12 protein-coding genes are annotated in these 18,801 nt (G+C 35.8%); 8 read left to right on the forward strand and 4 right to left on the reverse strand.

Annotated elements, in window-relative coordinates; all coding sequences use genetic code 11:
• Window positions 1-7: 7 nt before the first annotated feature.
• The 7 genes from M0214_RS10125 (at window position 8) to M0214_RS10155 (ending at window position 10,549) form a co-directional block, all read left to right on the forward strand.
• Complete coding sequence (locus M0214_RS10125) at window positions 8-1,519, forward strand: nucleoside hydrolase-like domain-containing protein (protein ID WP_248722450.1); 1,512 nt, start codon at window positions 8-10, stop codon at window positions 1,517-1,519.
• Between the two features lie 14 nt (window positions 1,520-1,533).
• The gene (locus M0214_RS10130) at window positions 1,534-2,931 is read left to right on the forward strand and encodes a BNR repeat-containing protein (protein WP_248722451.1); all 1,398 of its coding nucleotides are present in this window, start codon (window positions 1,534-1,536) and stop codon (window positions 2,929-2,931) included.
• A gap of 143 nt (window positions 2,932-3,074) precedes the next feature.
• On the forward strand, window positions 3,075-4,472 hold the full coding sequence (locus M0214_RS10135; RefSeq protein WP_248722452.1) for a DUF1080 domain-containing protein: 1,398 nt from the start codon (window positions 3,075-3,077) through the stop codon (window positions 4,470-4,472).
• 2 nt (window positions 4,473-4,474) lie between these two features.
• A complete protein-coding gene (locus tag M0214_RS10140; protein ID WP_248722453.1) occupies window positions 4,475-5,812 on the forward strand; it encodes a Gfo/Idh/MocA family oxidoreductase in 1,338 nt (445 codons plus the stop codon).
• A 10-nt stretch (window positions 5,813-5,822) separates the two neighbouring features.
• A complete protein-coding gene (locus tag M0214_RS10145; RefSeq protein WP_248722454.1) occupies window positions 5,823-7,079 on the forward strand; it encodes a Gfo/Idh/MocA family protein in 1,257 nt (418 codons plus the stop codon).
• An 80-nt stretch (window positions 7,080-7,159) separates the two neighbouring features.
• Window positions 7,160-8,929, forward strand: coding sequence for a glycoside hydrolase 43 family protein (locus M0214_RS10150; protein ID WP_248722455.1), 1,770 nt, complete (start codon window positions 7,160-7,162; stop codon window positions 8,927-8,929).
• Between the two features lie 39 nt (window positions 8,930-8,968).
• Window positions 8,969-10,549, forward strand: coding sequence for a sulfatase (locus tag M0214_RS10155; RefSeq protein ID WP_248722456.1), 1,581 nt, complete (start codon window positions 8,969-8,971; stop codon window positions 10,547-10,549).
• 124 nt (window positions 10,550-10,673) lie between these two features.
• Here M0214_RS10155 and M0214_RS10160 read toward each other — a convergent pair whose 3' ends face one another.
• The 4 genes from M0214_RS10160 to M0214_RS10175 all read right to left on the reverse strand — a co-directional run bounded on the left by M0214_RS10160 (window position 10,674) and on the right by M0214_RS10175 (window position 17,636).
• Complete coding sequence (locus M0214_RS10160) at window positions 10,674-12,194, reverse strand: RagB/SusD family nutrient uptake outer membrane protein (RefSeq protein ID WP_248722457.1); 1,521 nt, start codon at window positions 12,192-12,194, stop codon at window positions 10,674-10,676.
• A gap of 10 nt (window positions 12,195-12,204) precedes the next feature.
• On the reverse strand, window positions 12,205-15,639 hold the full coding sequence (locus M0214_RS10165; RefSeq protein WP_248722458.1) for a TonB-dependent receptor: 3,435 nt from the start codon (window positions 15,637-15,639) through the stop codon (window positions 12,205-12,207).
• A 102-nt stretch (window positions 15,640-15,741) separates the two neighbouring features.
• Window positions 15,742-16,878 (reverse strand): FecR family protein, encoded by a 1,137-nt coding sequence (locus tag M0214_RS10170; RefSeq protein WP_248722459.1) that lies wholly within the window; start codon window positions 16,876-16,878, stop codon window positions 15,742-15,744.
• 188 nt (window positions 16,879-17,066) lie between these two features.
• Window positions 17,067-17,636, reverse strand: coding sequence for an RNA polymerase sigma-70 factor (locus M0214_RS10175; protein WP_248722460.1), 570 nt, complete (start codon window positions 17,634-17,636; stop codon window positions 17,067-17,069).
• Between the two features lie 364 nt (window positions 17,637-18,000).
• Here M0214_RS10175 and M0214_RS10180 point away from each other — a divergent pair, with 364 nt between their 5' ends.
• Window positions 18,001-18,771 (forward strand): DUF1080 domain-containing protein, encoded by a 771-nt coding sequence (locus M0214_RS10180; RefSeq protein ID WP_248722461.1) that lies wholly within the window; start codon window positions 18,001-18,003, stop codon window positions 18,769-18,771.
• Window positions 18,772-18,801: the final 30 nt, after the last annotated feature.

Consider the following 18,801-nt stretch of genomic DNA (forward strand, 5'->3'; position numbering starts at 1 on the left):
ATTGTTAATGAAATCATTTAAACCCATATTACTTATTGTTTTTATCATTTCCTTTTTTGGATGTGCTCCTGACATGGAATTTAAAAACATAGACAAGTCTAGAGTCATTATTCTAGCTGATATGGGTAATGAACCAGATGAGGTTCAGCAAATGTTACACATGTTGATGTGTTCAAACACCTTCGATTTGGAAGGTCTTATAGCGGTTTCTAGTCCGTTTCGAGGATTGAATCATCCCAATCCAGAGTATCAAACACTTAAGCCTGAATTGTTTCATGAGCTTATAGATGCCTATGAAAAGGTGCTACCCAATTTAAAGTTTCATGCAAAAGGATGGCATGACCCACAGTATTTAAGAAATATTGTTGTGGTTGGTCAACCTGACAATAGGCGTATAGGTATTGGTGACGGAAAAAGTACCGAAGGTTCTAATTTGATAATTCAAGCTTTAGATAAGGACGATGAAAGACCCATTCATATCATTTGTAATGGAGGCGCTGGTACCATTGCTCAAGCACTTTTAGATTATAAGAATACCCATAGCGAAGCCGAATTGGAATCTGCTATAAAGAAGCTTTACATATTTGAAAACGCAGGACAAAGTACACTTGGTGCTTGGACCTGCAGAGAGTTTCCAGAGATTCATTGGATTAGGAGTATTTACCAAACCAAAGCCTATGGCGGACCTTGGGCGCATGACTTAGGCCCTCATCATTGGAAACCCTTTGATTACACTGCCAAAGGACAAGACGATTGGGCGAATGTGCATGTTAGGACAGGACATGGGCCACTAGGGGAATTGTATCCAGTAAGAGCCTATATTAACGAAAATGCCTATTTCACTGAAGCATTACCTAATTTTATAGAAGGAGGCGGAACCATCCCTTGGATGCGTTTTGTGTCCACAGGACTTACAGACCCAACACAGCAAACTTGGGGCGGTTGGAGTGGAAGATATACCCTTGGAAAAGTGGAGAATATTCCAGCTCGATTCGATTTTGTTGCTAACGAGGAAGCTCAATTTAAGCCCTGGGCCATGTATACCGATGCTAAAGACATCTGGACAGACCCTGAAACCGGCAAACAATATGCCGATAAAAATGCAGGTATCTTCAGATGGCGACAAGCCATGTGGAATGACTTTAAAGCGCGAATGGATTGGTGTGTAAAGCCCTTTGAAGAAACAAACCATTACCCTAAGGCGGTTATCAATAATGATGAAAGTGATGCTATTATTTTTCTAGAAAGCAAAACAGGCGAAACTTTAAATTTTGATGCGTCAAAGTCTACAGACCCAGACAACGATAGTTTAAGATTTAACTGGTTTATGTATTCAGAAGCAGGAGATAACCCAAATAGTAAAGCGTTGCAAATTAAAAATGCTTCAGCAAACAAGATAGTGTTTGAAATTCCCGAAGACGCGCAAGGGAAGGAATTGCACCTGATACTTGAAGTTTGGGATGATAACATAATTGTTCCTTTAGTTGATTATAGACGTGTGATAATTAAGGTTAATTAAGAAATGAATTTACTGTGAAGAGATATGTGATTTATGGTTTAGTTGGCGTTTTATTTTTGTTGTGGAACTCATGCAAACATCAAGCAAAAACTGAAGTAGTTTCTTCTGAATTAATTGAAGAAAATATAAAAGAACCCACCATTGTTGAGCAAATAACTGTGGATTCTGTCTGGACTGCCAATGGCGTTGCTTTCGATTTAAAAACGGTCGGGAACCAACAGTATGTCGCTTATTTTGATAGAGATAGAATGATGACTGTTGCCTCTAGACAATTGGATAGCGATGAATGGGTTAAAAAAACCTTACCTAACCAATTGATTTGGGATTCTCATAATTATGTGAGTTTGGGTATAGATGAAATGGGATACATACATGTAAGTGGCAACATGCACGTAGACCCATTGGCTTATTTTAAAAGTGAAAAACCATGGGATATCAAAACCATGGTAGCATTGAATACTATGGTGGGCGATGATGAAACAAGAGTGACCTATCCTAAGTTCTTTAATGATAAATCTGGAAAACTACTGTTTTCATATAGGTCGGGGAGCTGCGGAAACGGTAATATTTTAATCAATCAATTTTTGCCAGAGGAACAACAATGGAAACGTTACTTAAATAAACCGCTTTTTGAAGGGGTTGAAAAAGATGATGATAGAGCTGCCTATCACAAGTGGATTAAAGATTCTAAAGGCGATTTTCACTTTCTTTGGATGTGGCGCTGGACCCCAAAAGTCGAAACCAGCCATAATTTAGCCTATGCAAAAACTTCCGATTTGGTGAATTGGGTGAATGGTGCAGGTGAAACTGTAGAATTACCGTTTAAACCCGAGGATGAAGCGGTGATGGTTGATGCAACACCATCAAAAGGTGGTTTACACAACAGTAGGTATAAATTATTTTTAACCCCTCAAGATGAACCCATAGTTGGCTATATCAAATACGATGAACAAGGATTGACGCAATTATATCTAGCAAAATTGGTAGAAGGAAAGTGGATTTCTAAGCAAATATCAAACTGGGATTTCAGATGGCAATTTATTGATGGAGGAGCCTTCATGACCATTGGAGGAAAGTTCGATTTTGTGGGTGTTTCCAATGATAACATTTTGGCAATCGACTGGGAAACTGAAAAGGGAGAATCGGGTCGATACACGATAGATTTAGAAACTTTGGAGCATTTAAGTGGAACAGCTGAAATTAAGCTTAAATACCCCAAAGATTTAAAAAGGCCTTTGACCAAAAGAGAAGGTATGCTTCTGAGAATGGCTTACGATAAGGGCAAATCCAATCAAGAAAATATAAAATATGTATTGAAATGGGAAGCCAAACATGGAGGCTTTAGGCAGCATGCCCCTGAGGTCATTCCTGAAGGGCCAATAAGTGAATTAATACTACTAAAAATACAATGAAATTAAGTAGCTTTATGCGCTTTTATGGAACTAAATCAGCAAATTTCTGTTATATCTATGAACCATCAGGTTATTAATTCATAATAATGGCTTCTATCGAATAACGTAAAAAACTAAATATTAAATAAATAAAAATTAATTAAATGAAAAATGTTTTTGTAGGCTTACTTTTATTAAGCATTGTATCATCTTGTAAGGTTGAAAAGAGTGATTTTGTACCGCTTTTTAATGGCAAAGACCTAGAAGGTTGGGAAGTGAAAAATGGCACTGCACCTTTTACTGTTGAGGATGGTGTCATTGTTGGAACTTATGTAGGAAATACACCAAATACGTTTCTGTGTACCAAAGAATCATATTCAGATTTTATTCTCACATTTGAAAGCTATCTGGAAGATGATGCGAATTCTGGAGTGATGTTCAGAGCTCAGAGCAGACCGGACTACATGAATGGCAGGGTGCATGGTTATCAAATGGAAATGGATCCGTCTAAGCGAAAATGGACGGGTGGTATTTATGATGAGGCTAGAAGAAAATGGATATACAATCTTGAGCGAAATCCAGAAGCAAAAAATGCATTCAAACTCAACGAATGGAATACATTTCGAATTGAAGCAATCGGAAACAACCTCAGAGTTTGGGTCAATGGAGTACAAACCGCAGACTTAGTTGATGATGTGGATGATTCTGGATTTATCGGGCTACAGGTGCATTCTATAGGAAAGAAAAAGGAGATTGAAGGCAGGCAGGTGAAATTCAAAAATATCAAAATATGCACAACGAATTTAGAGCAGAACCGAAAGGTAATTGAAACACCTATTGTCCAAAATAGTTACCTCACCAATCAGCTTTCCGAAAGAGAAATAGCAGAAGGCTGGAAACTCCTTTGGGATGGTAAAACAACTGAAGGTTGGAGAGGCGCTAAACTGGATGCATTTCCCGAAGAAGGTTGGTCTATTGAAGATGGCATGCTAATTGTAGCGGATGCAGGAGGAGAAGAGTCTGAAAATGGCGGCGATATTGTAACTATTAAAGAGTATTCAAACTTTGAGTTGCAAGTAGATTTCCTGTTGACCGAAGGAGCCAATAGTGGTATCAAATATTTTGTAGATACAGAGCTTAACAAAGGTAAAGGATCATCCATTGGGTGTGAGTTTCAAATATTGGATGACAAACGACATCCAGATGCTAAAAAAGGGAAGAATGGTAATCGAACTTTAGCTTCACTGTATGATATCATCACGGCGAATGCTAAAAAATTTAGTCCCGATTTACCTTACAATAAAAAACTCATCAGTGTGCACGAGGGTAAATACATTTGGAATCGTGCAAGAATTGTAGTGAATGGTGCAGATGTTGAACACTATCTAAATGACATATTAGTAGTGAAATATAATCGTAGCGGTCAACAATGGAGAGACAAGGTTGCGGCAAGTAAGTATAAAGGTTGGCCAAACTTTGGTGAAGCAGAATCAGGAAACATCCTGCTTCAAGATCATGGAGACCAAGTATTTTACAAAAACATAAAAATCAAAGAATTATAATTATGAGTACATCAAGAAGGGATTTTATTAAAACAACAGCGGCCGGTACTGCTGGAATAATAGCAGGAGGTCTTTCAATGTCTGCTCAAAGTTATAGAAAGATTATAGGTGCAAACGACAGGATTAATTTGGCTGTTGCTGGTTTAGGTCGTCGTGCAGGAGGTATTTACACGCCTATTTCCCTAAAAAGAAATAATGTAGAGTTGGTGTATTTGTGCGATGTCATGGAGAAACAACGACTAAAAGCGGCCAAGAAATTATCTACTATGGTAGATTATAAACCTAAACTTGAAAATGATATTCGTAAAGTAATTGCAGATAAGAATGTCGATGCGTTTTTTAACATAACACCAGATCATTGGCATGCGCCAGGGTCTATTATGGCATTAAAGGAAGGAAAACATGTTTATGTAGAGAAGCCTTGTAGTCATAATATGGCTGAAAATGAACTACTGGTTGCTGCCCAAAAGAAGTATAACAAAGTGGTACAGATGGGTAATCAGCAACGTTCGGCAGCTCATACTATTGAAATTGTAAAAGAAATTCAAAACGGTATCATAGGAACGCCTTATAAAGCCTTGGCTTTTTATAATAACAGAAGAGGAGAAGTGCCTTTACAAAAGGCGGCTCCAGTTCCCGACGGTTTAGATTGGGAATTATTTCAAGGGCCAGCGGTAAGAAGAGATTATACTTCAGAAACTTGGAATTATAATTGGCATTGGTATGGTTGGAACTATGGAACTGCCGAATTAGGAAATAATGCTACTCACGAATTAGATGTAGCACGCTGGGCACTAGGTGTTGATTTTCCTAATTTTGTTCAGGTTGATGGTAGAAAAACGGCATTCATTAACGATGGATGGGAGATGTACGATACCATGGAAGCAAAATTTGAATTCGATAATAATACCACAATTGTTTGGGATGGTAAAAGCCGAAATTCGTATTCTACTTATGGGGCTGGCCGAGGTACCATTATCTATGGTAGCGAGGGTACTGTTTTTGTTGATAGAGGTTTGTACCGTCTTTATGACCGTAAAGGAGAACTGGTAAAAACTGTAGATAGCAAAAGTAAAGAAGGCGGCTTAGCACTTGGCGGAGGCGGTGGTATCACCACGTTGCATGTAGAGAACTTTTTCGACGCCATTAGGGGCAAAGCGTCTTTGTACGCTCCAATAGATGATGCCGCAATTAGTATGGCATTAGTACACTATGGCAATGTGGGATATCGTATCAATAAAGATTTTAAAGTAGATTCTAAAACTGGTAAAATGTTAGATGAAGATGCTATGAAGCTTTGGGGTAGGGAATATGCCAAAGGTTGGGAGCCTACTTTGTAAATAATGATTAATGACAAGAACGAGAAGAGACTTTATTAAATTGAGCTCGCTATCAGCCACTGCCATTGGGTTGGGGTTGGTAGCTTGCAATACAAAGGAAGATTTTAAATTAGCTGAAGTTCCAGATTCAGAACGTATTAAGGTTGGTCTTATAGGTGTAGGAAACCGTGGGAAAAGCATACTAAAAGCCTTAGAGTTTGTACCTGAGATTAAAGTATCAGCATTATGCGATACTTTAGAGTTCCAAATGGATAATGCGAAACAATACATTTCCAATAAGGTAGAAACATTTACAGATTTTAAATCCCTTTTGGCTTTAAAAGATATAGATGCGGTAATCATTGCAACACCTTTACACGAACACTATAAAATAGTAATGGCTTCATTTGATGCCGACAAACATATTTTATGTGAAAAGACATTAGCCTACAATATAGAGGAATGTAAAGAAATTAAGCAAAGGGGAAATCAAAGCAACAAGGTGTTTCAGGTATCCTATCAGTATCAATTGCACCCCGTTTTTAATGCTATAAAAAATATTATTAACCAGGGCTACTGTGGTACCATAACACGAATTGACTGTTCATGGGATAGACACAGCAATTGGCGTAGAAAATTACCAAGTGAAGATTTAGAACGTCAAATAAATTGGCGTATGTACAAGGAATACTCTGGTGGGTTGGTAGCCGAATTAGGTTCCCATCTATTAAACATGGTGGATAATTTATTAGGGACCCATCCCATTAAAGTGTTAGGAACTGGCGGTATAGATTATTGGAAAGACGGTCGTGAAACCTTCGATAATGTACATGCGTTATTTGATTATCCAAATGGTGTTAAGGTAGGATTTCATTCCCAATTAAGTAACAGTTACGAAGGGTATCAAATGAAAATCTACGGAGACAAAGCCACCATAATTAGTCATGGAATGAAAACTGCCGAAATTATTCCAGAAGGAAAAAAGGTAGATGAAAAATGGAAGGATAATGTAGATAGTGTAACGGGAGCGTCCATAAAGATAATCGATAACGACAAAAAGCGAAAAATTAATCCAGTGAAAAACGAGAATGTTATTTACCCAACCGATAATGATCATTTTAATGTTACATGGCGCTTGTACAAAAACTTTGCTGCAGCCATTAAAGGGAAGGAATCGTTATTGTTAGGATTAAAAGATGGCTACCAAAGTGCCATTTCGGTTCACATGGCTAATGAAGCCATTCGCAATGAAAAAATTGTGAAATGGTTGCCTGAGTACGATGTTTAGCTATTCAAAAACTAATATTATTATAAATTCTATTTGGTTATTTAATACTTCAACCAACTAATAATTAAACAAAAACTTTAATGAAGTCAATAGGTAGCAGTGTATTCGGTTTTTATGCTCTTTTTTTCGGATTTATTTTGCTGTCTTGTCAATCTAAAACGGAACAAAAAGAGGATATAGCTCAAGCAAAAACGGGAAGTTTTGGCGATCAGGGCGATGGTACATATATCAATCCTATACTAAACGCCGATTACCCAGATTCAGATATTGAACAGGTGGGAGATACCTACTATATGATAACTTCAAAGCAACATATGTCTCCAGGGATGCCTATTTTAAAATCGAAAGATATGGTAAACTGGACCAATGTTGGTCACGTGTTCGATAGTTTATCTTGGGCTCCAGAATATAACTGGGATAGAATGAATGGTTATTCTTTTGGGGTTTGGGCTGGAGATTTAGCATATCATGAAGGATTGTGGTATTGTTACCAAATAGATTATCAACACGGTTTAATGGTAACAACAGCTAAAGATATCGCTGGACCTTGGAGCAAACCAATTTTTATGTTACCTAAGTCGGAGGTTTTAGATGATCCTGCTGTGTATTGGGATAAAGATACCCACAAAGCTTACGTTATTGTAAATACAGCAGGCAAGCAAAAAAGTCCCGATAACAATATTGAGGGTAACGAAAACCGTATTTATGAAATGAGTTGGGACGGTACCAAAATCCTAGACGAAGGTAAATTAGTGTACACGGGCATGGGAGCAGAGGCCGCTAAGATTTATAAAATAGACGGTACATGGTATATCTTTTTAGCACAATGGACCATGGGAGACCGCTCTACAAAACCAGGTGTAAAGAATCCAAAAAACGATAGGAAACAGATTGTGTTACGCTCCAAAGAAAGCATTTATGGGCCTTACGAGGTAAAAACTGTTTTAGAAAAAGGAAGTGTTTTTAACCATAGAAGTGCCAGCCAAGGCGCCTTGATGCAAGCACCGGATAAATCGTGGTGGTATATGCATCAGCTCATTCAAAATGATACGATTCCTTTTCAAGGGCGTCCACAATGTCTAGAACCCGTGAATTGGGTTGATGGTTGGCCAATCATTGGTATAGATGAAGATAACGATGGTATTGGCGAGCCTGTAAAACAACATAAAAAACCTATTGATGGCTTCCCGATTTCGGCACCAAGTTCCGACGATGATTTTTCATCTTCAACATTAGGATTTCAATGGGAGTGGAACCATAACCCACGAAATTCACACTGGTCTTTAACAGAACGCTCTGGTTGGTTGCGCTTAAGAGCAAGTGAAGTATTACCAAATGAAAAAGGATACGGGCCAAATATAAACGAGTGGACTAATAACGATGGGTCAGATTCTGATTTTTGGCGAGCTTGTAACACCTTAAGTCAACGTATCATGGGTATTACAACAGGAACGGCTACAGCAAAGTTTGATATTTCTGGTATGCAACCTCATCAATTAGCCGGATTTGTGCGTTACGGAGGCGTATTTAATTTACTAGGTGTCGAGGTCGATGAAAATGGAAAAACACACTTGTTTTATATGGATGGTATGGTGAAAAAAACCAAAGGGCCAGAAATATCGGGTAATGACCTATATGTAAAGACTTCAAATAATGGTAATCAAGCAATCTATGAATACAGTATAGATGGTGAAAACTATTCACGTTTTGGACCTACATTTACCATAGCTTTTGGAAAGTGGACGGGAGATCGTTTAGGTTTCTTTTCATGGAATGAAAAGAAAAATGCTGGATATATAGATGTAGATTGGTTTACTTACGATTACGATGGTCCAAAAGCTGCAAAATAGTTTATTAGAATATTGAAAATAATAATTAAGTTAAGACAAATGAGATTACTAAGTATAGTATTTATTTTAACCCTGTTTGGGTGTAATTCAAAACAACAAGACGATGCTAAAGTTGTTAAAAAACCTAACGTGCTATTCATTTTGGTAGATGATTTAGGATATCATGATTTGGGAGTTACAGGAAGTACTTTTTATGAAACACCTCATGTAGATAACCTAGCAAATGAAAGCGTGATGTTCACTAACGGTTACGCTGCCAGTCGTGTGTGTAGTCCATCTAGAGCTAGTATTATGACTGGAAAGTTCACCGCACGTCATGGTATAACAGATTGGATAGGGGCAAAGGCTGGAGAAGATTGGCGTAAAAGAAATAGGCATGATAAAATGTTGCCAGCAAATTATGTTATGCAGTTACCAAAACAAGATATCACCATTGCAGAAGCTTTTAAAGAGCATGGTTACAAAACTTTTTTTGCAGGGAAATGGCATTTAGGAGATAAAGGATCTTATCCTGAAGACCATGGTTTTGATATCAATAAAGGTGGATTTCATCGCGGCGGTCCTGCTGGAGGTTTCTTTGCACCTTGGAGCAACCCTAAGTTAAAGAACAAACAAAAAGGAGAAAACCTTACCATGCGCTTGGCAAATGAAACGGCCGATTTTATAAGCAAACACAAAGACTCTACATTTTTTGCGTTTCTGTCTTTTTATGCTGTACATGCTCCTATACAAACTACACAAGGTAAATGGGCGAAGTACAGAAAAAAAGCAGACAGCATGGGAATTGCTGAATCCGGTTATGAGATGGAGCGCGTATTACCATTTAGAAGGGTTCAGGATAATCCGGTTTACGGTGGACTAGTAGAATCCATGGATGATGCGGTTGGCGTAGTATTAAAAGCTCTAAAGGACAATGGGGTAGATGATAATACTATTGTCGTGTTTACTTCCGATAACGGAGGTGTAGCCTCCGGAGATCATTATGCTACCAGTAATTTACCTTTACGAGGTGGTAAAGGATACCAATGGGAAGGTGGTATAAAAGAACCTTTTTTCATTAAAGTACCTTGGTTGAAAAGTATAAAGTCTTCAGAAGTACCTGTGGTAAGTACCGATTTTTATCCTACGCTTTTAGATTTGGCAGATTTACCTTTGAAACAAGAGCAACATGTAGATGGTGTGAGCCTTAAACCTTTATTGGAAGGAAATCAAACCAATATAGATAGACCTTTATTTTGGCACTATCCGCATTATGGAAATCAAGGTGGTGAGCCATCATCTATAATACAAAAAGATGGCTTTAAACTTATTCATTATTGGGAAGATGGACGCGAAGAATTGTTTAAACTACCTTCTGAAGAAAAGGATACTCAGAATGTAATTGAACAACACCCTGAGATTGCCAAAAATTTAAGTAATGAACTAAGTGCTTGGTTAAAAGAAGTCAATGCCGAATATCCGCTAACTGATCCAGAATTTGATCAAGATAAACGCCAACAACATTTACAGAACATGGTGAACAAGAAGTGGCCAAATTTGGAGAAACAAAGAAAAGAAGTGCTATCTCAAGATTTTAAACCTAATGAGGATTGGTGGGGAAGTCAGGTTTACAAAGATTAAAGATTGTTACAAATTTAAGATTGATTGTATTGTATAAATAAAAAAAAGGAGATGAAATTTTATCATCTCCTTCTCAAAAAAACTAAAACAAAACTAATTAACTACTACTTTTATTTTAATACTCTTAGTATCCTGGATTCTGTGGCTGTAAATTTGGACTAACTTCTAGCTCTCTAATAGGAATTGGGTAAAGCAATTCATCAGCTGTTATGATATAAGACTCTGGTTCAATACCAACAATATCTGATGATGGCATCGTTGGATTAGCAAGTTCTTCTTCACCATGGGCAGTCATAACCTCAACAGCTTTTCCAGTTCTAACCAAATCAAACCAACGGTGATTTTCAAATGCAAGTTCAACTCTACGTTCTTGTGCAACAGCATCTCTAAAAGCAGATTGGTTAGGTAAATCAGTAGGCGTTAATGCTGGTAAACCAGCACGGGTTCTTACCATATTTAGTAAGTTAAAAGGTGTTCCAGTTTGGTAACTTTGTTCATTCATAGCTTCTGCTTGCATAAGTAAAGCATCAGCATATCTGTAAATAGGCCAGTTATCTGGGGTTCTGGCGAACTCAGGGTCAGTGTCATTATCATATTTTTTTATGTACCAAACCGGACTAGGATTTCTGTCATAAAATGCAATGGATATATCTTTTCTTAAATCATTGGGTTCATAGGCGTTTACGATACTGTTTGTTGGAATGTTTCTTCCGCCTCCACCATCTGGACCCACAACAACGACTCCTCTTGAATCTAAAGGAGCAAATGTGTAAACAAATCTACTTGACTCCCCTTCAGGACCTTCTTTAAATTGTGCTTCAAAAATAGATTCATCATGGTTTTTATTGGTAGGGTTAAAAATCGCTGCGTAATCATTTAATAAACTATATTCATTAGACCCAATAATACTGTTTAGCTGAGATTGGGCATTAGCATAGTCTTGTCTGGTTAAATACACTTTGGCTAGTAACATTCTGGCTGCTCCTTGAGTAACTCTTCCAATATCGCTTCCTGTATATGATACTGGTAATACCGATAAAGCAAAGTTAGTATCAGAAATAATTGATTCGTAAACTGTGTTAGCTGGAGTTCTTGCGATAGCAAAGGCTTGTTCAGGAGATGTTACAGGTTCTAAAACTAACGGTGTATCACCCCAATAACGTACAGCAACAAAGTGGAAATAAGCTCTAAAGAATTTAAGTTCTGCTTCGGTGCGCTTTTTAAAGTCCTCATTAAGATCAGCACCTTCTAAAAAAGATAGGGTAAAGTTAATATCTTTAATGGCATCATATATTATTACCCAAGCAGCATTTACAGGACTAGCTCCAGAATCCATAGTAAATCGATCTATAAAGTTTAGTTGAGGACCACCCCCTAGTTGTCCTCCATCAAGTAATTGATCGGGCATAGTATTGTCAGATCGCGTTTCCTCAAGTACATATGCGCTTGCTACATACTTTTGAAGGGCAGAGTAAACTGCTGTAGTTGCTTGTTCGAAATCAGCTTCAGTTTTATAAAAATTACCATCTGTTTGAAAAGTTTCTGGAGGGATATTTAAAAACTCTTCATCGCATCCAGTGATTGTGAATAGTATAGCAAGAAATAAGAGGCTTCTTAATTTTGATATTATATTATATATTTTCATTTTGTTTTTTTTAAAATTTAATGTTTGCACCAAATGTAAATGTTCTGTTAGTTGGGTATCCAAATTCATCAATACCTAGTTGTTGAACATTATTGCCAAAACGACTTACTTGTGGATTCCAACCACTATAGTTTGTGAATTTAGCAGCATTTTGAACACTAAGTGTCAGTCTCATTTCAGATAAAAATTTAACTCTATCTAGAAGTGATTGTGGTAATTTATAGCCAAAGGTGATATTTCTTATCCATAAATGATCACCTTTTTCTAGCCAGTGCGTACCCGCTTGATGTGTGTTTCGAAAATGAATTCCCGGGATTAAACCATCTCCCGGTTCGTCAGGAGAAATAAATCTATTTAAGAATTTGGTGCTAACATTCCAACGGCCTTTTGCATTGTATAAAACTTCATTTGCTTGAGGTAAAATGTCATAGCCAAACATACCAGTTGCTAAAATCGATAATGAAAAATTCTTGTAGTTGAAAACGTTATTGAACCCTAATATAACTTTGGGATGTGGATTTCCTATATCTGTTCTATCCAAACCATCTACAGTCCCATCACCATTTACGTCTCTAAAAATATAGGCTCCAAAATCTCTTGAGCCTGGTGCTGCTCCTAAGGAAGGGTCATCTAATTGCTCTTGGGTAGTAAATATACCATCAACGACCCAACCTCTTAGCGTACCAACTGGTAAGCCCACTCTGGTAACATTGAATCTTGAATTGATTTCTGAAATTTCATCTGGTAATGATGTTACTTCATTCTTTAAAAAAGATAAATTTAAATTACCGTTCCATGAAAAATCACCATCACCACTATACAGATTAGCTCCAAGTTCTAAATCCAAACCGGTATTTTCCATTTCACCAACATTTGTTCTTGTAGACCCAAAACCAGAAACGTTAGGAATAGACAGGTTAAAAAGCATATCTTCTGTGGTTTTTTTAAAATAACTAACATTTAAACTTACTGCATTATTAAACAAAGCCATTTCCATTCCTATATCAAGTTGTGTACTTGTTTCCCATTGCAGAGTACTTGAAGGTAAAGAGGTTAAAGATTTACCTACAGTAACATTATCATTAAAAACATAATTAAAGTTATTACTTAAATTATTTGCATTGGGAACTGAAATTACATTACCGAAACGATCAAAATCACCAATTGCTGAATTTCCAGTAATACCATAACTTCCTCTAAATTTCAGTTCATCTATAATACCATCTTGAGGAAAGAAATCCTCTTCAGATACACGCCAACCGACAGAAGCTGAAGGGAAATTACCGTACTTGTTGTTGGCTCCAAACCTAGATGATCCTTCTCTTCTAAAGTTCAACTCCACTAAGTATTTAGATTTGTAATCATACCCAAAACGAGCAAAAAATGCAGATAAAGACCAGTTGCTCCCATCTGTTACAGCGGCGGTTACCTCAGCAGCTTCAAGATAATTTAAGACATCGTCACTTGGAAATCCTCTTCCTGTAACATTTGTATTTTGACCTGATTGTTTCTGAGCAGTGTATCCTAGTAGTGTACTAATAGAATGGTCTCCAAATTTTTTATCATAACTTAGGAGGTTATCGATTCCCCAGTTTGTTATATCCCTTTTAGAATTTGTAGCAGTATTTACAAATGGTGGAGCACCAGGAGACAGGTTAGAGGCATTACCAATTCTAAACTGACCTATTGTAGTGGGTACTAGAGTATTTTGTTCTACAGTTAAAACACGGCCATATAATTGTGGTTTATAATGTAATCCTGGTAATATAGTAATATCAAGATTTATACTAGCATTTATGTCTCTTTGGATAGTGTTGTTTTTACGCTCTAAAGCTTCAAACAGAGGGTTTGTTCTTGCAAAGTATCCAGGGGAATCTGCCGCTATAAAAGGGATGATATCTCCATTTTCATCATAAGGAGACTTCAGTGGGCTAGAGGTAATTGCTTTCATTATAATACCTCTAGCGCCATCTTCTGGTAATAAGTTATTTTCAGAAAATGCAACGGCTACGTTAGAACCAACTTTTAACCAATCTTTTACATTGGCGTCTAAATTTGTTCGCAAAGAATAGCGTTTAAAATCACTATTAATTAACACTCCTTCTTGACTTAAGTAACCTCCTGATACGGCACCTTTAAATTTGCTATTCCCACCTCTGAATGTAACATTGTGGTCTTGGAATAAAGCATCTCTGAAAATTAAATCTTGCCAATCAACGGTTTCTAGATTTGGATTATTAAGAGCGTCTAGATAAATTTGAGGAACAGGATTGTTTCTGTTATTACGATCGTTAAGTTCAGCTACCCTTTCAACATTATATTGGGCATATTGGCGGGCATTTAAAACTTTTGGTCTCCAAGCATCAGGAACACTTTGGATACCTGTAGAACCCGAGTAAGTAAATTGAGTTTCGGCTTCTTTTGCTTTTATAGTTTGAATTAAGATTACACCATTAGATCCTCTAGCACCGTAAATAGATGTAGAAGCGGCATCTTTTAAAACAGTAATTTTTTCTATATCTCTTGGGTTTAAACTTTGAGGAATACCATTTCCTATAGGGAAACCATCAATAACTACTAATGGCTGGGTTCCAGCATTAATAGAGCTAATACCTCTTATACGTATAGAAGGAGCTTCACCGGGTGTTCCAGAATTATCGTTAATGATAACACCAGAAACTCTACCTTGCATAGCTTGTCCTGCCGTAGTATTAGGCATGTCCTGAGCTCCTTTTAGGTCTACTTCAGAAATAGCAGATGTAATTTTCTTTCTGCTTTGAGAACCATATCCTACGACTACAATTTCATCCAAGCCTGCGGCATCTTCTAAAAGCCTAATTGTAATTGGCGTATTGGTGTTTGCTGTAACCTCTTTGGTTGTAAAGCCAATATATGAAATAACAAGAATGGCACTATCTGATGAAATATTTAGTGAAAAGTTTCCGTCAAAATCGGATGTAACACCATTATTTGTTCCTTTTTCAATAATATTTGCTCCAGGTAAAGGGGTGTTATTTGAATCTACAATTATACCAGTTACAGTTTTTTGAATAACTTCTGCGGCTTTAATTTCTTCGGTAGATTCTTTAAGATAAATTATCCCCTCTTTGGTAAGTTTAAAATTATAGTTACTTAGTTTAGAAATTTCTTTAAATAACTCAGTTAGTTTAATGTCTCCTTTTTTAATTTTAATTGGGGGAGTATTATCGAAACTTCCCGATCTATACATAAAATTATACTCCGTCTGTTTTTTTACAATATCTAATACTTCTTCGATAGACATGGTAGTGTCTTTTGTGAAGGAAATCTTTTCATCTTGAGAAAACCCAATTTCTGGGTTTAAACCAAAAGTTAAGATTGAAAAGAAAAAGATAAGAACTTTCATGGTAAAAAGTAGTGGTGCTTTTGTGCATGGAAAATTGCACCAGTTTAGCTTGGTTTTCATAAATTTGAATATTCGTTAATAATTAGTTTATTGGTTTTTAATGAATCTCTTGGGTGGTTGTTTAAATTTTCCAGGTCTAGACACCACCCATTTTTTTTATTGTCATATCATAGTTATAGTTTTATTGGTTATACGGTATTTAATTTCATTTGTGTTTTGAATAATATCTAATATCTGTTCTAGGTTTAAGTTTTTCCTGAAAATGCCATTAAACTCTATGTTTTCCTTAGTTTCATCCTCGAAAACTATTGAGACATCATACCATCTAGATAACACTTTAGTGATTTCTTTCAGCGAGGTATTTTTAAAGCTAAACAATCCATCTTTCCAAGAAATTTGGTCATAAACATTTACTTTGTAAACATTTATTTTTTTTGAATTGAGGCTTAAATTAGATTGTTCGCCCGGTGCTAGGTTTTGATGGTTGTTGTTGAGATTATCAACCAATACCTTTCCTTCAACTAGTGTAGTATAGGTTGTGTTTTCATCTTTGTAAGCTTTTATGTTAAATTGAGTACCCAGCACCTGAACATCTTGACCTTCCGAATGAACAACAAAGCCTACATTGTTATGTTTGGTACTTGGAGAAACTTCAAAATAGGCTTCACCATAGACCAATTCAACCTCTCTAATTTTATTAGGGGTAAATGTTACTGGGTATTTGAGTTGGGTTTCAGAATTCAGCCATACCTTAGTGCCATCTGCAAGTACTAAAAAGAATTGACCTCCTCTTGGGATGGTAAGCGTATTTTGTTTAACTGGATTATTTAACGTTGACTTGGCAGATTTATAAATAAGTTTCTCTCCATTACTGGAGGCTACTTGATTGTTGTATTTTGTGCCTTTTTCTAGAGCTATGATTGACCCATCATCTAAGGTTAAGGTGGCTTTATCTGTACCTACTTTTATGGGGTTTTCTTTTGCTACTTCGTATTCATGAAGAATCTCTGATGTATTCTTTAAAGAATTAAAATACCAAAAACTTCCCAAAGAAATGAATATGACAGCAGCTGCGGCATATTTAAAGTTAAATGTTCTTTTTGGTGAATTAGTTCTCTTGTAAATTTTATCCCAAGCTCTTTCTAAGTCAATAGAATCTATATTTTTATTGTAATTTCTTTGGACTCTTTTAAAATAATCACGGTGTTTTGGTGATTCGTTGTACCAAGCCTCAAAAATTTTGTTTTCTTCTTCAGAAAGGGTTTGTTTTATTTTTCTTATAATTAATTTGAAGTTCATGTGTTAAAATCAATTAAGACTATTTAATAGACAACTAATTTTTTAAAATGGGTGACAAAACTTAATAAATATTTAATTTATTACTATGGGTTTAAAGTATTTCGTAAAAAAAAGTAGATTTTTCGGCTTATTTAATAATTGGTTTTTGGGGTGTTAAATAAGAGGATTCAATAGCAGTAAAAAGAAAACTAGAGTAGATTTATTGTTAAAATGAAGATTACTGAAAAAATAACAAATTGAGCTAATTTTACCTTAGCTCTTTTTAGTTGAGTCTTAACTGTGTTTACAGAAATATTTAATTCGTTAGCAATTTCTTTGTATTTATAATTGTTTACAAACCGCAGTTTTACAATCAATTTCATTTTGTTGGGTAAGTCTTCAACGGATTCGAGTATTCTTTGGTGAAGAATCTGCTTATTGTTGTTTTCTAAGAGATAAGGTGTTTGCACATTTTTATTGGCATAATCTAAAATAACTTCATCACTGGTGTAAGTTATTTTTAGTGTTTTTAATTTGTTAAAGCAGCGGTTTCTTACCATGGTGTACAAATATGCTTTTAAACTTGTTTTTATTTCAATACTTTCTGCTCCTTCCCAAAGTCGGATGTATACATCTTGCACAACATCTTCACTTAAGCCTTTGTCAAACAAGTATTGGTTAGCATATAAGACTAAATCAAAATAATACTTTTGAAAAACTTCCTTAAAAGCTGAATGGTTTTTTTTACGTATTTCTAAAAAAACATCTTTCGAGTCCATTGTTTTCAAATTTATGAAAATCAAAAAAGTATAATATTACAAAGGGTTTAAGTGCTAAATAGTTATATAAATTAAAGCAAAGTATTTGAGCTTAATTGATATAGACGTGTTGATTTTCGTTGGTTTTCTTGTTGTAAATATAGTTAAATTGGCAACTCAAATTATAGTTAAAGAATGGTAACACTATCCTGTACAATTCTGTTTGCTAAATACAATATACTGTTTTTTTACTTCTAACTAATAGGTAAACTAAGTAATAGTCTTTATTGTAATATTTAAGATATTTTATTGAATCATAATTGTTCAGGATAATTTTGTAATAGTTTATATATAAATTGTACTAAAAATTTAATTAAAGTAGATTATGTTGAGATTAAAGAGTTTCTCTGCTTTTTTATTGGTTCTGTTTTGTTGTTTTTTTACATGTAAAAATCAAGAATATCAAAGCAATTATAAAAATGGGTATAGGTCTATATTTAACGGAAAAAACTTAGATGGTTGGGAAGGCGATGCTACCTATTGGCGTGTGGAAAATGGTATTTTGGTTGGTGAAGTTACACCAGAGACACTTTTAAAACGGAATTCATTTATTATTTACAAAAACGCACAACCCGAAAACTTTGAATTAAAGTTAAAATATCGTGTTAGCGAATTGGGAAATAGCGGTATTAACTACAGGAGTGAAATTATTGATGGAGTACCTTTCGCTCTTAGGGGATATCAATGTGATATTGATGGAAGAAATAGATTTACAGGTCAGAATTACGAAGAAAAAAAGCGCACTACATTAGCTTACATGGGTGAAAAAGTAAGTATACCTGAAATGCCAGATAGTATTCCAACAAGTAATATTCGAAAGAATGTTAAAAAAAATTGTTGGCAGACCAGATTGGTTATAGATACCCTGGGAACTAAACCAGAATTAAAATCTCATATTAAATCTAATGATTGGAATGAAGTTTATTTGAAAGTAAATGGAAACTTACTACAGCATTACGTCAACGGTGTTCTGATGAGTGAAGTGACCGATTTAGATACTAAAAACAAATCTCTTAAGGGCTATATAGGAGTTCAGGTTCATGTTGGTCCTCCTATGAAAATAGAATATAAAGATATAATGCTGAGGTACCTTTAATTAAGTGCAGCTATAACATCAAGGTTGAGA

The organism is Seonamhaeicola sp. ML3 (genome assembly GCF_023273855.1).
Taxonomy (GTDB): domain Bacteria; phylum Bacteroidota; class Bacteroidia; order Flavobacteriales; family Flavobacteriaceae; genus Seonamhaeicola.

Excerpts from the sequence above, each read along its gene's own strand:
- M0214_RS10145 (WP_248722454.1), top strand. The coding sequence starts at position 5,823 with ATGACAAGAACGAGAAGAGACTTTATTAAATTGAGCTCGCTATCAGCC.
- M0214_RS10170 (WP_248722459.1), bottom strand. The coding sequence starts at position 16,878 with ATGAACTTCAAATTAATTATAAGAAAAATAAAACAAACCCTTTCTGAA.
- M0214_RS10165 (WP_248722458.1), bottom strand. The coding sequence starts at position 15,639 with ATGAAAACCAAGCTAAACTGGTGCAATTTTCCATGCACAAAAGCACCA.
- M0214_RS10160 (WP_248722457.1), bottom strand. The coding sequence starts at position 12,194 with ATGAAAATATATAATATAATATCAAAATTAAGAAGCCTCTTATTTCTT.
- M0214_RS10175 (WP_248722460.1), bottom strand. The coding sequence starts at position 17,636 with ATGGACTCGAAAGATGTTTTTTTAGAAATACGTAAAAAAAACCATTCA.
- M0214_RS10150 (WP_248722455.1), top strand. The coding sequence starts at position 7,160 with ATGAAGTCAATAGGTAGCAGTGTATTCGGTTTTTATGCTCTTTTTTTC.
- M0214_RS10155 (WP_248722456.1), top strand. The coding sequence starts at position 8,969 with ATGAGATTACTAAGTATAGTATTTATTTTAACCCTGTTTGGGTGTAAT.
- M0214_RS10125 (WP_248722450.1), top strand. The coding sequence starts at position 8 with ATGAAATCATTTAAACCCATATTACTTATTGTTTTTATCATTTCCTTT.
- M0214_RS10135 (WP_248722452.1), top strand. The coding sequence starts at position 3,075 with ATGAAAAATGTTTTTGTAGGCTTACTTTTATTAAGCATTGTATCATCT.
- M0214_RS10140 (WP_248722453.1), top strand. The coding sequence starts at position 4,475 with ATGAGTACATCAAGAAGGGATTTTATTAAAACAACAGCGGCCGGTACT.
- M0214_RS10180 (WP_248722461.1), top strand. The coding sequence starts at position 18,001 with ATGTTGAGATTAAAGAGTTTCTCTGCTTTTTTATTGGTTCTGTTTTGT.